At 55.8% G+C, this 15917-nt stretch carries 9 protein-coding genes and 1 tRNA gene; 7 read left to right on the top strand and 3 right to left on the bottom strand.

Annotated elements, in window-relative coordinates:
- Positions 1–23 precede the first annotated feature (23 nt).
- Positions 24–1013, top strand: coding sequence for a quinone oxidoreductase (locus tag CD932_RS05620; RefSeq protein WP_094441773.1), 990 nt, complete (start codon positions 24–26; stop codon positions 1011–1013).
- 177 nt (positions 1014–1190) lie between these two features.
- Here CD932_RS05620 and CD932_RS05615 read toward each other — a convergent pair whose 3' ends face one another.
- On the bottom strand, positions 1191–1817 hold the full coding sequence (locus tag CD932_RS05615) for a DUF4136 domain-containing protein (RefSeq protein ID WP_094441772.1): 627 nt from the start codon (positions 1815–1817) through the stop codon (positions 1191–1193).
- Positions 1818–2051: 234 nt separating this feature from the next.
- Between CD932_RS05615 and pepN the strand changes: the two genes are divergently transcribed.
- From pepN to CD932_RS28065, 5 genes are all read left to right on the top strand, one after another.
- Positions 2052–4706, top strand: a complete 2655-nt coding sequence (gene pepN / locus CD932_RS05610; protein WP_094441771.1) for an aminopeptidase N — start codon at positions 2052–2054, stop codon at positions 4704–4706.
- A 33-nt stretch (positions 4707–4739) separates the two neighbouring features.
- The gene (locus CD932_RS05605; RefSeq protein WP_094441770.1) at positions 4740–5741 is read left to right on the top strand and encodes a class 1 fructose-bisphosphatase; all 1002 of its coding nucleotides are present in this window, start codon (positions 4740–4742) and stop codon (positions 5739–5741) included.
- Positions 5742–5824: 83 nt separating this feature from the next.
- Positions 5825–5900, top strand: a tRNA-Thr gene (locus CD932_RS05600).
- Positions 5901–6007: 107 nt separating this feature from the next.
- Positions 6008–6454: a hypothetical protein gene (locus tag CD932_RS05595; protein ID WP_141213190.1), complete on the top strand. Its 447-nt coding sequence runs from the start codon at positions 6008–6010 to the stop codon at positions 6452–6454.
- Between the two features lie 435 nt (positions 6455–6889).
- Complete coding sequence (locus CD932_RS28065; protein WP_141213189.1) at positions 6890–11335, top strand: hypothetical protein; 4446 nt, start codon at positions 6890–6892, stop codon at positions 11333–11335.
- 597 nt (positions 11336–11932) lie between these two features.
- On the opposite strand, the gene CD932_RS05585 is transcribed toward CD932_RS28065, so the two are convergent.
- On the bottom strand, positions 11933–12799 hold the full coding sequence (locus tag CD932_RS05585) for a phage integrase N-terminal domain-containing protein (RefSeq protein WP_094441767.1): 867 nt from the start codon (positions 12797–12799) through the stop codon (positions 11933–11935).
- Between the two features lie 448 nt (positions 12800–13247).
- On the opposite strand from CD932_RS05585, the gene CD932_RS05580 reads away from it, so the two are divergent.
- Positions 13248–13811 carry a type 1 glutamine amidotransferase domain-containing protein gene (locus CD932_RS05580; protein WP_094441766.1) on the top strand — a complete coding sequence of 188 codons (564 nt, stop codon included), beginning with the start codon at positions 13248–13250 and terminating at the stop codon, positions 13809–13811.
- A gap of 67 nt (positions 13812–13878) precedes the next feature.
- Here the strand turns inward: CD932_RS05580 and CD932_RS05575 are convergent, their stop codons facing one another.
- Entirely contained in the window at positions 13879–15777 is a 1899-nt protein-coding gene (locus CD932_RS05575) for an amidohydrolase (protein WP_094441765.1), read from the bottom strand.
- Positions 15778–15917: the final 140 nt, after the last annotated feature.

Below are 15917 nucleotides of genomic sequence, written 5' to 3'. Positions count from 1 at the left end.
ATCACCCCCTCCAGGAGACGACGATGACGGACATGATAACGACCAAGGCCATCCGCATGCAGCGCACGGGCGGCCCCGAAGTGATGGAGTATGTCGACATGGAGCTGGCGCCGCCCGGCCCCGGCGAAGCGCGCGTGAAACACGAGGCGATCGGCCTCAATTTCATCGACGTGTATTTCCGCACCGGCCTGTATCCGCAGCTGCTGCCGGCCGGTTTGGGCGTGGAAGGCGCGGGCGTGGTCGAAGCGGTGGGCGAGGGCGTCACCGATGTCAAGGTGGGCGACCGGGTCGCTTATGCGGCGCGCATCAATGGCGCGTATGCCGAGCAGCGCAATATCCCCGCCTCGGCCTTGCTGGCGCTGCCCGATCGTATCGGTTTCGACACGGCCGCCGCCATGATGCTGCAGGGCCTGACGGTGCAATACCTGCTGCACCGCACGGTGGCGCTGAAAGCGGGCGACACGATACTGTTCCACGCGGCCGCCGGCGGCGTCGGCCTGATCGCCTGCCAGTGGGCGAAAGTGATGGGCGTCAACCTGATCGGCACGGTCGGCTCGGACGAAAAGGCGCAGCTGGCGCTGGCCCACGGCGCGGCCCACGTCATCAACTACAACACCGACAATTTTGTCGAGCGCGTGCGCGACATCACCGGCGGCAAGGGTGTCTCGGTGGTCTACGACTCGATCGGCAAGGATACGTTTACGGGTTCGCTCGACTGCCTGGCGCCGCTGGGCATGATGGTCAGCTTCGGCAATGCCTCCGGCCCGGTGCCGCCGTTTTCGCTGACCGAACTCGGCTCGCGCGGTTCGCTGTTCATCACGCGCCCGTCGCTGTTCAGCTATGCCTCGGACCGCGCCAGGCTCGAAGAGATGGCCGCCTCGCTGTTCGGCGTGGTCGGCAGCGGCGAAGTGCAGGTGGAAGTGCGCCAGCGCTACAAGCTGGCCGATATCGTCCAGGCCCACCGTGACCTGGAAGGGCGCAAGACGTCCGGCTCGACGATTATCGTGCCATGAGCGGCGGCGACGACGGCAATCCGAAATTCGGCCGGCTATTGATCGTGCTGGTGCTGGCCGTGGCCCTGGTGGGCGTGATCACGTTTGCCACCGAAGCGTTCTACAGCTAATCTGCGGACGACAAAAAACCGGCTGGCCGCTTGCGCGCACCAGCCGGTTTTTCATGGGTACGATGATTTATTCGACCTTCACTTCCACCTGGCGCGGCACGCCGCTACGGCCCGGGAAGTCGGCAAAGGCGCTGGCCACCATGGCCGGCATCACTTGCGGCGTGGCGCGCTTGCCGCTGCTCGAATGCACGGTCACGTCGTACAGCTTCTTGCCCGTATTTTCATTGATCGTCACGCGCAGTTCGCGTTCGAATTGATGATGCACGGTTTCTTCCACCGCCATCGGACCGCCCCAGAACGGGCTGTAGCCGAAGCGGCCGTAGCCGGGCCAGGCGCCGTAGCGGTAGCCGTACCGGCCGGGCCAGTAGCCGGGGCCGTACCAGAACGGGTCGGTGGCCTGCAGCACGCGTTCAGGCACATCCATCGTGGCAAAGCGCATGGCGACGCGCAATTTGGCGCTGTCCGGACCCGACGCTTCGCCGAAGCCATGCTTGGCCAGTTCGGCGCGCACCAGGTTCTGGTAGCTGCGGTATTCGAGGGTGTCTTCCTCGGCGGGCGGCGCCACGAAGACATACGATTTATCATTCTGCTGGGCCGGCCAGTCGTGGAACACCGTGACGTCGCTGCGGATGGTGGTGGCGCAGCCGGTCAGCAGCACCGTCAGCGCGGTCATGAATATGGCCAGGTATTTCATTGCCGAATCTCCTCAATATGCAATCCGCCACCTGGCGGACGAAATGTATCGCTTTACAGTGTAAGACTACGTTATTCCAGTGCTGATGATTATTACAGTTTGTTACCCTGTGTGTGCGCTGGCGCGCGGTTGCCGCTATTGATTGAAGTAAATGGCCTGAATCAAGCCCAAATCAGGCCCGCTCTGTGCTGGTATTGGTAAAATAGGCTTTTGCCTCCGCCCCCATTCCATCCCATGCGCACAGACAGCCCTCAGACGATTTACCGCCAGGATTACACGCCGCCCAGCTATCTGGTCGATACCGTGGAACTGGGTTTCGATCTCGATCCCGCCCGCACCATCGTGGCGAGCCGGATCCGCATGCATCGCAATCCCGACAGCACCAGCCGCAGCATCGAACTGCACGGCGAGCATATCGAGCTGGTACAGCTACGCCTGAACGGCAAGCTGCTCAAACCCTCGCAATACAAGCTGACGTCCGGCATGCTGACGATCCCGAAGGCGCCCGACGAGGTTGAACTCGATATCGAAACCATCCTCGCGCCGCAGGATAATACCTCGCTGTCCGGCCTGTACGTGTCGAACCATAACTTCTTCACCCAGTGCGAAGCCGAAGGCTTTCGCCGCATTACCTTCTTCCCGGACCGCCCGGACGTGATGGCCAAGTACACCGTCATGCTGCGCGCCGACAAGGAGCAATATCCGGTGCTGTTGTCGAATGGTAATCTGATCGAAGAGGGCGACCTGGGGGATGGCCGCCATTACGCCAAGTGGGAAGACCCGTTCAAGAAGCCGTCCTACCTGTTCGCGCTGGTCGCCGCGCGCCTGGTCTGCCAGGAAGAGCGCTACACCCTGCAATCGGGCCGCGAAGTGCTGCTGCAGGTGTGGGTCGAAGAGGGCAACCTCGACAAGACCGACTACGCCATGCAGTCGCTGAAAAACTCGATCCGCTGGGACGAAGAACGCTTCGGCCTGGAGCTGGACCTGGACCGCTTCATGATCGTCGCCGTCGGCGACTTCAATATGGGCGCGATGGAAAACAAGGGCCTGAACATCTTCAACACCAAGTACGTGCTGGCCAATGCGCGCGTGGCCACCGACGTCGATTACGCCGGCATCGAAGCGGTGGTGGGCCATGAATATTTCCATAACTGGACCGGCAACCGCGTGACCTGCCGCGACTGGTTCCAGCTGTCGCTGAAAGAAGGCCTGACGGTGTTTCGCGACCAGGAATTCTCGGCCGACATGATCGGCACCGACACCGGCCGCGCCGTGACCCGCATCGACCAGGTGCGCACCCTGCGCCAGGCGCAGTTCCCCGAAGACGCAGGCCCGATGGCGCACCCGGTGCGTCCCGACTCGTTCGTCGAGATTAATAATTTTTACACCGTCACGATTTACGAAAAAGGCGCCGAAGTGGTGCGCATGTACCAGACCCTGGTGGGCCGCGAAGGTTTTCGCAAGGGCATGGACCTGTATTTCGAACGACACGATGGCCAGGCCGTGCAGTGCGACGACTTCCGCGCCGCCATGGCCGACGCCAATGGCCGCGACTTTACCCAGTTCGAGCGCTGGTACAGCCAGGCCGGCACGCCCGTGGTGCAAGCCGAATCGCGCTACGACGCCGCAGCCAAAACGTTTGAACTGACCCTGCGGCAAAGCTGCCCGGCCACGCCCGGCCAGTCGCACAAGCTGCCTTTCCATATTCCCGTCACCGTGGGCCTGTTGGGCGCCGATGGCCGCGACCTGCCGCTGCAGTTGGAAAGTGGCGACGCCATCACCGGCACCAGCGCCGTGCTGGAACTGACTGAAGGCTGGCAGACCTTCCGCTTCATCAATGTGGCAGAGCTGCCCGTGCCGTCGCTGCTGCGCGACTTTTCCGCGCCGGTGGTGCTGGAATATGCGTACACCGACGCCGAACTGCTGCACCTGTTCCGCCACGACAGCGACCCGGTGAACCGTTGGGAAGCGGGCCAGCGCCTGGCCATGGCGCGCCTGTTGATGCTTACCAGCGCGGTGGCCGCCGGCACAGACTTGAGCCTGGACGACACCTTTATCGAAGCGCAGCGCGTCCTGCTGGCTGACGACACGCTGGACCCGGCCTTCCGCGAGCTGGCCCTGATCCTGCCGTCCGAGACCATCATCGCCGAGCGCCTGGCGCAGGTCGACCCGCAAGCGATCCACGCGGCGCGCCAGTTCATGCGCCGCACGATTGCCAGCGCCCTCAAACCGGAACTGCTGGCGCAATACCACGCCAACCTGACGCCGGGCGACTACAGCCCCGACGCCCTGTCGGCCGGCAAGCGCGCGCTGAAAAACCTGGCGCTCTCTTACCTGCTGATTGCGCCCGGAGCGGACGACCTGGCGCTGGCGCAGCAGCAGTTCGACAGCGCCGGCAACATGACCGACCGCGCCGCCGCGCTGGGCGCCCTGATACACTCTGGCGCCCAGGAAGCGGCGCAAGCGGCCCTGGCCAGCTTCTACAGCGACTTCCAGGGCGAGGCGCTGGTGGTTGACAAATGGTTCGCCATGCAGGCGGCCGCCCCGAGCACCGACCTGGCGGGCGTGCGCAAGCTGATGACGCATCCCGCCTTCACCCTGAAAAACCCGAACCGCGCGCGCAGCCTGATCTTCAATTTCACCAACGGCAATCCGTCGCAGTTCCATGCGCCCGACGGCAGCGGCTACGCCTTCTGGGCCGAGCAGGTGATCGCGCTCGACGCCCTGAACCCGCAAGTGGCCGCCCGCCTGGCCCGCTCGATGGACCGCTGGCGCCGTTACCTGCCGGCCCTGCAGACCCAGATGCGCGCCGCACTGGAACAGGTCGCCGGCCAGGCCAGCCTGTCGAACGACGTGATGGAAGTCGTTTCCAAGGCATTGGCGAACTAAAACAGCAGTCATTATTAAAACAAAAGGGAAGTCATGAAACGCATCAGTCTTACGCAATACCTGGTTGAAGAGCAGCGCTCGAACAACAGCATCCCGGCCGAACTGCGCCTCTTGATCGAAGTCGTCGCGCGCGCCTGCAAGACCATCAGCCACGCCGTCGGCAAGGGCGCGCTGGGCGAGGTGCTGGGCACGGCCGACACGGAAAACGTGCAGGGCGAAGTGCAGAAGAAACTCGACATCATCTCCAACGAGATCCTGCTCGAAGCCAATGAGTGGGGCGGCCACCTGGCGGCGATGGCGTCGGAAGAAATGGAATCGATCCACCCGATCCCGAACCGTTATCCGAAGGGCGAATACATGCTGCTGTTCGACCCGTTGGACGGCTCGTCGAACATCGACGTCAACGTCTCGATCGGCACCATCTTCTCGGTGCTGAAAGCGCCCGAAGGCATGGCCCAGCCGACCGAACAGGACTTCATGCAGGCCGGCACCAAGCAGGTCGCCGCCGGCTACGCCGTGTACGGCCCGCAAACCATGCTGGTGCTCACTTTCGGCAATGGCGTGAACTGTTTCACGCTGGACCGCGAAATGGGTTCCTGGGTCCTCACGCAAAGCAATATCCAGATTCCCGCCACCACGAAAGAATTCGCCATCAACATGTCGAACGCGCGCCACTGGCACCCGCCGGTGCAGCGCTACGTCAACGAACTGCTGGCCGGCGAAACGGGCCCGCGCGGCACCAACTTCAACATGCGCTGGATCGCCTCGATGGTCGCCGACGTGCACCGCATCCTGAACCGCGGCGGCATCTTCATGTACCCGGCCGACCTGCGCGACACCTCCATGCCCGGCAAACTGCGCCTGATGTACGAAGCGAACCCGATGGCCTTCATCGTCGAACAGGCCGGCGGCGCCGCCACCGACGGCCAGCAGCGCATCATGGACATCGTCCCGCACAAGCTGCACCAGCGCGTACCGGTCTACCTCGGCTCGAAAGACGAAGTAGCCCGCGTGACCGCCTACCACCAGGAGTAAGCAGGAACTTTCCCCACACTGTGCAAAAAAGATCGCGTTGACACTAGCAAATTTTGTGCATTGTTTGTAGAATGTGGGTCTTCGCCGCTTTAGCTCAGTTGGTAGAGCAGTTCATTCGTAATGAAAAGGTCGCCAGTTCGATTCCGGCAAGCGGCACCAGAGATTCATCAAAAAGCCCGTTTATCTGCAAAGGTAAGCGGGTTTTTTGTTGTCTGTTCAAAGTTCGCACTCTGGCCTGATGCTGTTGTCAGGCTTTTTGAAGGGGCGTGACATGGGTAGAATTGCCGTTCTTGCGGGCCGCCCACGACATTGCCCATCATGCGGCCAGCGCCCTCAGTTATCTGTCGCCCCACCTCGCCCCGGTGCTGCGCGCAGCGAACCAGCAGACCATGCAGATGGATCTGCTCGATCCTGCGCCTTATCCCGCGCTTGTCGCCGAACAGGCACCCTTGCGCCTTGCGCTGGCGGCACTGCATGCCACTGCAATACGCATCCTGCAGGCCCACGGTCTGAAGGCAGCAGATCTGTCGTCCATGGTGTTCCATGTCACGCCGGCGCCGTTGGACCAGCAGGGGTCTTGCTTGCATCCGTGCATGGTCATCGTTGCGCGGAATGGCAGGGTGTTTGATTCGGGTTGGTTGTCATGGCCGATGCGGTCTGTCGAAGATCTCGGCGAACGATCCGTTCAAACCGTTAAGTGGACGGTTTGGTAACTTGGTGGAATTTGGTATGTAAGTGACGGTTTAAAAACTTCTCGGCTGAGCATGCTTTTACGGCGCCTAATGCATCAGTTCGTGTCTTAATGGCGGGCCTGAGCCACGCGCCCCTCGCGCTGCTGGAATTCTTCGAATTATGCAAGCCGTAGAGTGCTGTCCTTGAGCTTTTGGGGCTGGAGATGACGCCCCCCCCGTCGCTGCAATTTCCCAGCAGACTATTGAACAATGAAGCCGTGTGATAATGCGTGAGTTTTTCCAGTTGGCAACCTGATATGCTGCATCATTGGCTGCTTGTGGCTGCATCCGCAGCCACAAGCAGTCGCTGATTTGGCGGGACTGTATGTTCGACAAGTATCTCCGTGAATTGAAGAGATTCGATTCGACGGCGCAGACGTAGTTCTGACTTAAAGATTTTTTGACCAAGGAGTTCTAATGGAGTTACAAACATCCGACCTCAACGAAATTGGCGCAGCACTTGGCGTCAAGAGCTCGATCGCATTGTTGCGAACTTTGGGCGGTAAGTCCGGCGCCGGTGTTTGGTTAGTTGATATACAACTCGAGGCATGGAGTGGCATAGCGATTCTAAAATTAGAACGGTTAGAGAATGTAATCGGTAGGGTTGCCGAGGCTACAGCGCATTCGATTGCAGAAGGCATAAATAAGAAATTCACCAATCTTCATATTGCTAAATTAGTGGCATTTTCAAAAACTAATAATCATTATGTAAGTTTGTTTGCTGCTGTTGGCGGTGGTATGGAAAACTGTCGCTCAATGAAATCCTTGCTTGCTGATGATCATAAAGACGTCTGTCAAAGGATTACCAGTGATCTTTTGAATGAATGGAATTCGTCGGCTAGTGAAGCAGATTCAGTTTTTTCTGAATCAAAAATTCTTCAATTGTGGCTCGGTTATCGACTCAATAAGATAGATGGCGGCCGCATTGAAAAAAAATTGCTGGATTTTGGGATTGGAGGTAATGAAAAAGGGTTTTCATACGCTGGCATTGTTTATCCTAATCCGTACTACTGGTCAAAAAACGACAATCTGTATATTGACGCCGGGATACGCCCAATTGTCGGACATTTACATAATGATCTTCACGAGGAAAATATTCTTCGGGTTCCTGGTGAGTTTGGAAAAGATGTTGAATATTTTGTGATTGATTTTGCATTGGCGGAGCCCCAAAAGCCATTGCTCTTTGATCAAGCATATCTTGAATTCTCGTCACTTCTGGTTTCGTGTGAAAACATGAGCATTCAAACATGGATTGAAGAAATTACTAAACTATCCACAGTTGAGCGACTTCAGGATTTGTATGGGAAAAATGTCGATCGATATCGTATTTCGGTAGCAGAGTCTATTATTGAAATCAGGCATCAAATTAATCGATGGACAGTCGAGAAATATTCATCTCGTCGAGCGCACGTATACCGACAGCAACTTTTATCTCGAATGGCGGCGGCACTTAATTTTTTCAACAAAAATGGTTTAAGTAGACAGGCTGAGTTAAAAGCTTTAATTTATGCAGCGATAAGCTTGAGAGCATATTTTTCCTATTGCAAGGTCGATATGCCGGCGACAGAGTGCGCACTTATTGAGCCAGAAATTAAGCTTGGACTAGATACCAAAAAAATTAGAGAAGCTTGTCATTTTGTAGACTCTTTTGAAGTGGGCCGTCATCTATATATTCTTGTCAGCGCGTTAGAGTCGGATGAGTTGATTGCATTTGATCCAACTGTTGCGTCAAGAGTGAACTGGCCATTGGTTATTGATTGCAGTACAAATTCAGAAAATGGTAGTTTTTTTTCGCTCCTTGGATCTCAAATTGAAAAGTCACAGGTCGTCAGAGTAAAGCTGCCAGATGGTATAAATAACTTTACACCTAAGTTGCGGTCCACGACTTGGCTCAAGGCTAGGGGGTGGAGCAAACAGCCGGAAAGCGAATCAGTAGACTTATTAAACTGGAAAAGGAAGAAATTAAATAAAATTCGCAATTCGATGAGTGAATTATTTAACTCTATTTCCCCATTGTCTGTGCGTGTTGTGGTTTTGCAAGGAAATTATTCCTCGGAATATACTGCCGAGATTTGCGCTGCTTTGTATGAAACCTGTGGTATTGACGATATCAGAGCACTTGTATTAGGTGGCCGAATTGAAAATTCAAGTATGCCTGCTGATACGGTATTTGAATACAGCGGAGATCCAGTTGAAAGAATAATTGCTGGAATTGACCTGAGTTTAGGTGAGATTGGCGACGCTGCTCAAGTATTAATTCCGAGTCGCATTAAGGGAGATGAAGGTAGCATCGAATACAGGGACATAACTAACACCCATGAGCTTGCGGTTATCGCAGAAGAATTGGAGTTGGTCCATGCTGGTCTTCGGTTGGTCGAAACTCATAAAATGGAAGGAAAATTCCTTCGCGGTGCTCCGATTTCATGGCCAGAACTGGATCTAGAACAAGATCTTATTCGGGATGTCTATTCGGAGACCAAAATGAATCTGCAAAAAGCGCTTTCGGATCCAAGGAATCGGATGTTTGAGATTAAGCATAAACCCGGGGCTGGCGGAAGTACTTTTGCACGCAGATTGTTTTGGGACCTTAAGCGACAATTTCCGGTCGCCGTATTACGTGGAATAAATTCAAATACCGCCTTGAGAGTGGAGACGCTCTTTCACTTGAGTTCCCTTCCGGTTTTGTTATTGGCCGAGGCCGATGTGTGTACCCGCGAGGACGTTTCACGCTTGTTGCACACTGCGTCATCTCGAAATGTTCGCTGCTGCGTATTGTTCGTCTCCCGGTTTACTGGAAGTGCACCGCCGAGCCAAGTAACAGATAGTTTCACTTTTATTAGTGATGTGATGCCGTTGGACGAGGCAAAGAAGTTCTTGGGTAGATACAGTACTGGCGCGTCACTAAATCAACTGGATCAACTTAGGCGTCTTGCAACGACCGCTGAGAAACAAAGGTTTCGAAGCCCGTTCTTTTTTGGCTTGTATCGCTTCGAAGAAGAATTTTCTCATGTTTCCGAATATGTCAGGGGACACCTTCACGATCTCACTGATAGGCAGAAGATACTCTTATCTTACGTTAGTCTAGTTAGCGTATTCACGCAAAGTGGCGTTCCAGAACAGATATTGGCCACGCTCAATGAGAAAAAATATACGCCAGGCACAATGGTGGGGCGCGTTTTCGGACAGGATGTTGATCGGCTTTTCGTAACCTACGGTTCCGAAGGAAGTTTATTGGTGAAGGCGTCGCATCCTTTACTCGCGCAACAAACGCTTGAAGTAATTTTTGACACGAATAGACATCCAGAAAACACAAAATGGCAAGAGAAATTAAGCAATTTGTCGATTCGGATGATAAAGGAATTTACAGAAAATGAAAGTCTCGACGGCCCCGAATTTAAAGATTTGTTAATGCAAATGTTCATTCAGCGGGAGCATCTATCTGCGGACTCAGGTCGACGTAACCTATTTTCTCCGCTATTGACAGAGATATATGATGAGCCATATCAAGCAGAGATTTTGCGACAATTGACTGCTGTCTTGCCGAATGAGCCACATTTCTGGAATCATTTCGGCAGACATTGTATGTACTCGGAGAGCAAACGATTTAAAGACGCAATAGAAAATTTGAATTTGGCAATTGAATTGGCGCCAGACGACGAATTACATCTGCATACTCTTGGGATGATTTATGCACATTGTGTTCGCGAAACCCTTCAACAATTTAGGAGTGGATCCCATGATCATGTTGTGGCGTGGACCGATATATCAAATGACTATCGGTCGGCAAGAGATTGTTTTTTAAATGCAAGAGTACTATCAAACGGGGCCAGTCAATACCCATTTGTCAGTGATATCCAGTTAGTTACGAGAACAGTTAGTTCATTGCGCGCAATTTCTGGTGCTGCAAGTTTTTACGATTTCCTAATTGAAGAAACTAGTATTTCCTTGGATATAAGAAATGAACTTTCGTCCGCCAATGACCTGCTTTCCGAAGTAAAACGATTAACGGATGAAAAGGCAGAGCACCCAGAATATGTGGAGGCAGTAGATTTTTACTTGAAGAAAATTGAAAAATCGTCAGATGAGCTTTCTAATTACTTGTTAAAAAAAGTCGCAGAGCCTGGTGGAAACACGGTGCAAAATAGACGTTTTTTGCTTAGTGTGTGTCAACTTCAGAAAAAAAGAGGAAACACATCTTTTGGTTCACCCGAGAGGTTTGTAGCATTGCTTTCAATGGCTGAAAAAAATATCGATACCACTAACCCTTCTGATCAAGATTTTCGGCATTGGCTTGCGCTATATCGTGACTCGCAAATCTTTAGCATGATTGAGGCAATTGATAAAGTGACTAGATGGAATAAAACTATTGGAAGTATCGATTCTTCGTATTATCTTTATATATTGTATTTTGCACAGTGGTATGACGGTGAAATTACAAATGTTGAGGTGGTTGCAAAAGCCCTAGATCAATGCTTGTCACTTTCGCAGGAGCGAAATAGGAAACAATCGTTTGAATATTTGGCAAAGTCGCAATCAGGTATTGGTATAGTTGCCGCAGATCAATTGGGTGAGCGGGATCCAGCTACCGGCTTCTTTACGGAGACGGAAAAATTAGCATATGTTGATGGCATCATTAAAGAAATCCGAGGGCCACAAGCTGGAACTATTACTGTAATTCCACTTTGGAAACCAGTAGTCAAAGGCGGGTTTCAACCTCGATCGGTTGAGGCATTTTTTATCCCGGGAGAAAATTTTCATGCCGATGCGGATGAAAATGTGGCAGTTCGGTTCTTCTTAGGATTTAGACGCGGCGGACTTCGCGCGCACATCGTAGAACGTACATCTGAAATTAATAATCATTAAAGTTGCATCGAGATAATATTAAGAGAAATGGCATGATCAATTCGGATATTAATTTTTTGCCGCAGGGAAATTTTCTTCGTTTTTCGTTCCTGGTTCTTTCCATAAGTTTAAGAGATTGGTATCTTGGGAGAGTTAGTAATTTCAGATTTTTTCAATAATGGTTCGGTAATTTTTAGAAAATTATAAATGGTTGATCTTAAATATTATAAATTTGAATAATCACGCGGCTAGTCTGCAGCTCCTTGGTTCGATGCTAGATCGGGGAGCGATAATTTTAAAAGCGCCTCCATGCTTCGATGTGTAGTTTTTTTCGTTCTCGGGTGCATGGCGGAAGCTGATGGATTGAAGTTTAATTTATTGATACAACTTTCCTTTCGCTTGGTAGTGAATTTTTGAGGTGACAGGCAGTTGATGCCTACGGACACGATCGGCCACCTGGCTAGCTGACAATCACCTTCTGTTACGACGCTAGTGGCTGTGATCGACAAGCTGACCGACGGCAACGGGACGCAGGCAGACTGTCGTGTTATCTCTTAACGCTGGGGACGCAAGGTCGGCCCAGTATTGCCAAAAAAAGGCCCTGCTTCAAGTCGTAGGTCATCTACCTAAATATATCGACGTGACCTGTTCCCGGAAATGGCCCATTTCCGCCGACAACTGTAGCCGCACGGCTTCATTGATCGTTTTGTTGGCCGCATCCAGCCGTTTGGACGTGAATCCGCCGTTCGCGGGGCATAACCAGCCGGTCAACTCGGCGTAGCGCCGATGGGCGTACTCATGGCGTATCCCATGCACGCCATGAATGCCCGCTTTATCGCACTGCGCCCGAAAGCGGTTCAACTGGTCCCGATAGCGCATCTCCGTCGGAATCAGGTTGCCGTTCCCCGCGAGTGTCTTGGCCGAATCCAGCACGGTGCGCTGCCGCGCAGTGGTAATCGGTACCTCCCGATACTTGCCGCCTTTGATCCAGCTATCCTGCAGCCGCAAGAAGCTCCTGCAATCGGCCCAGCCCGGCCTGATCTGGATGCTTTCCTCCCGCCGCAATCCAAACGCGGCCTGCAGTTGCAAGGACATCCGGGTATAGGGATCGGTCACGCGGGCGAGCATGTCGGCATCCAGCACCTTGGCCTTCGACAAATTGGTGACAAACACCCGCTCCGCGATGCCATACGCTTCGTTGGTGCGCGCAATGATGTTGTCCTTGCCGATCTTCTCTGTCCACCAGCGCAATGCGCTCATTCGGTTCTTGAGCGTCCCGGTGCTGATGCCGTCCTGCTTCCATTTATCGAGCAGCGCCGCCACGTGCTTCGGCTTCAGGCTGTCCGCGCCCATATGCTGGAAGCCCCATACCACCAAGTCGTTCGCGCATAGGCTCAACAAGCGCTCGCGGTCGGCCCGCGTGGCATAGCTGCCGTCGCGGTTGCGATGACACAGTTGCTTGAGCTGGTAGTTCAGGTCGCGTATGGCAAAGTCCCTCCTCCGATCGTCGGGGGGGAAAATGAAGCTGCGTGGTGTAGGTCGGTCAGGTAAGTGTTTCTGGCCACCCGCATTGCGGGGATGAACCGTACAACGGTATCGCCGGCATTATTACGCAGTGGTGTTCCCCGCGCATGCAGCGATGAACCGCGCCGTAACGATGTTGGCGGTGACGCTCTCCCGTTGGTGAAGGATCGCAACTTTCACCGGTGAAAATTGGCGAAACAGGGTTTGCCCTTGGCGTGAAATTGTGTGATCTTGCCCGTTGGCTCCGGTTATACAAAGTCTCGAAATCGAGACTCTGAAACCGCAGCTGCAAATCAATCCGGGCGCGTCGTAGGTGCGCGCGCTCACATACGTGCGTGCCAGCGCCGGTTAAGGTAAGCCCTTACGGCATGCCATTTGTTGCATGCCGCCACCAGCAAAGGAGTTCACCATGGCAGCAAACCAGGCCAGCACGCCCCTCGACGCCAAGCGCATCGCGGTCTTGATGACGGACGGTTTTGAACAGGTCGAATTTACCGGCCCGCGCGATTTCCTCGTGGAGCATGGCGCGGTGCTCACCATCGTCTCGCCCAAGGCCACGGGCAAGCAGGTCGTGGGGATGCATCACAAGGAGGTGGGCGATTCGTTTGATATCGACCTGACCGTGGCCGAAGCGCAGGCGCGCGATTACGATGCGCTGCTGCTGCCGGGTGGCGTGGCCAATCCCGATGAACTGCGCATCGACCCGGCGTCGGTGGCGTTTGTGAAGGAATTTGCCGAGGCGGGCAAACCGATTGCGGCGATCTGCCACGGTCCCTGGACCCTGATCGATGCAGGGGCCGTCAAGGGCCGGCAGATGACCAGCTGGCCAAGTTTGCAGGCCGACCTGCGCAACGCCGGCGCGCAGTGGCGCGACGAGCAGGTGGTGGTCGATGGCAAGCTGGTCACCAGCCGCAAGCCGGATGATATCCCGGCCTTCAATGACGCTTTCCTGCGGGTGTTGACCTCTCAGTAAGAAGAAGCGAGGTGTGACAATCCACCTCGCTTTTTAACGTCACCGGAGGCCCGCCAACAGCCGCGCGTCAGAACGCAAAGCAGCTGCACCCCAGGGCGCCCCAGAAGCCGGAATGGCTGGCCACCGGCACGGCACTCTTGCGCGCCACGTCGTGCGCATGTGCGTGCACGCCGCAGGCGCCCTGGCACTGGTGCTGCTGCAGCACGCCGGTCTTTTGCGGCGGCGCGTTGCGGTAGTGGCCGGCCACGTTTTTCACGGGTGACCAGTCCGGCAGCACGGGAATCGGTGGCGGCGCCACGGTGGTGAATTCGCACTGGCCGTAGACGATCCTGCCGCCGACGATGGTCAGCACCGATTCGATCGATTTGATGGCTTCCTCGTCGATGCTGAAAAAATCCGCGCTCAAGACGGCCAGGTCGGCCAGCATGCCTTCCTGGATGCGGCCTTTTTTGTCTTTCTCGTTCGAGAACCAGGCACTGCCGGTGGTCCACAATTCCAGCGCCGTGTCGCGCGACAGGCGCGAACCTGCGTCATACAGGCGCAAGCCGCCCACGGTGCGGCCCGACACCAGCCAGTACAGCGCCGTCCACGGGTTGTAGCTGGCCACGCGGGTGGCGTCGGTACCGGCGCCGACCGGCACGCCCGAGGCAAGCATGCGGGCGATTGGCGGCGTCAGCTTGGCCGCTTCGGCACCGTAGCGCTCGACAAAGTATTCGCCCTGGAAGGCCATGCGGTGCTGGATGGCGATGCCGCCGCCCAAAGCCTTGACGCGGTCGATATTTTTCGGCGTGATGGTTTCGCAGTGGTCGAACATCCAGGTCAGGCCGTCAAAGGGAATCTCGCGGTTGACCTTTTCAAACACCGTCAGCATGCGCGCTATCGATTCGTCATAGGTGGCGTGCAGGCGGAACGGCCAGCGTTTCGACACCAGGTGGCGCACGACTTTTTCCAGTTCGTCGTCCATGCCCGGCGCCAGATCCGGGCGCGGCTCCAGGAAGTCCTCGAAGTCGGCCGCCGAGAACACCAGCATTTCGCCGGCGCCGTTGTGGCGGTAGTAATCATCGCCCTGGCCTGGCGTCACCATCTCGGTCCACTTTTGAAAGTCTTCCAGCTCGCGGCCCTTGTTCTGCGTAAACAGGTTGTAGGCGATGCGGATGGTCAGCTGATTATCCTTGGCCAGCTGGTCGACCACGGCGTAGTCTTCCGGGTAGTTCTGGAAGCCGCCACCGGCGTCAATCGCGCTGGTCAGGCCCAGGCGGTTCAGTTCGCGCATGAACTGGCGCGTGGAGTTTACTTGCAGCTCGCGCGGCAGGGTCGGGCCCTTGGCCAGGGTGGCGTACAGGATCATCGCGTTCGGGCGGGCGATCAGCATGCCGGTCGGGTTGCCCGAGGCGTCGCGCACGATCTCGCCGCCCGGCGGGTTCGGCGTGTTCTTGTCGTAGCCGACCACGCGCAGGGCGGCGCGGTTGAGCAGGGCGCGGTCATACAGGTGCAGGATAAAGACCGGGGTGTCGGGCGCGGCTGCATTGATTTCGTCTAGCGTCGGCATGCGTTTTTCGGCGAACTGGAATTCGTTCCAGCCGCCGACCACGCGCACCCATTGCGGGTTGGGCGTGCGCAGCGCCTGTTCCTTGAGCATGCGCAGCGCGTCGGCCAGCGACGGCACGCCTTCCCAGCGCAGTTCCAGGTTGTAGTTCAGGCCGCCGCGGATCAGGTGCAGGTGCGAGTCGTTCAGCCCGGGAATGGCGGTGCGGCCATTGAGGTCGATCACGCGGCTGTCGGGAGTGCGGTGGCGCATCACTTCATCGGTGTCGCCGACGGCCAGGAACTTGCCGTTGGCAATCGCCACGGCGCTCGCTTGCGGGCGGCTCTTGTCGACCGTATGGAAGCGGCCGTTGAACAGGATCAGCGGGGCCTCTTTCGACGGCGCGCTGGCGGAAGACGGGGTGGTGGTGTGTGCGGTCATGGTGCGGCTCCATGGTAGGTGAAACAGGGCCGGTGCAGGCGCCCTGAGGATAGACTTGTTCCTCAGTGTAGCCGTGCGGTCGCGCTTGCGCACGGGCCAAAAGACCAGTTTGGGCCGGCAGGTACTGGACCAATGGGTGG

Origin of the sequence: Janthinobacterium sp. PC23-8 (assembly GCF_002250505.1) — a bacterium.
In the GTDB taxonomy this organism is placed as follows: Bacteria; Pseudomonadota; Gammaproteobacteria; order Burkholderiales; family Burkholderiaceae_D; genus Janthinobacterium.
The sequence above is the reverse complement of the archived record's forward strand: the minus strand, read 5'-3'. Positions and strand labels throughout refer to the sequence as shown.

What these genes read in the sequence shown, in the direction of transcription:
- CD932_RS05580 (WP_094441766.1), top strand. Translation starts at nt 13,248, where the DNA reads ATGGCAGCAAACCAGGCCAGCACGCCCCTCGACGCCAAGCGCATCGCG.
- CD932_RS28065 (WP_141213189.1), top strand. Translation starts at nt 6,890, where the DNA reads ATGGAGTTACAAACATCCGACCTCAACGAAATTGGCGCAGCACTTGGC.
- CD932_RS05575 (WP_094441765.1), bottom strand. Translation starts at nt 15,777, where the DNA reads ATGACCGCACACACCACCACCCCGTCTTCCGCCAGCGCGCCGTCGAAA.
- CD932_RS05615 (WP_094441772.1), bottom strand. Translation starts at nt 1,817, where the DNA reads ATGAAATACCTGGCCATATTCATGACCGCGCTGACGGTGCTGCTGACC.
- CD932_RS05605 (WP_094441770.1), top strand. Translation starts at nt 4,740, where the DNA reads ATGAAACGCATCAGTCTTACGCAATACCTGGTTGAAGAGCAGCGCTCG.
- CD932_RS05620 (WP_094441773.1), top strand. Translation starts at nt 24, where the DNA reads ATGACGGACATGATAACGACCAAGGCCATCCGCATGCAGCGCACGGGC.
- pepN (WP_094441771.1), top strand. Translation starts at nt 2,052, where the DNA reads ATGCGCACAGACAGCCCTCAGACGATTTACCGCCAGGATTACACGCCG.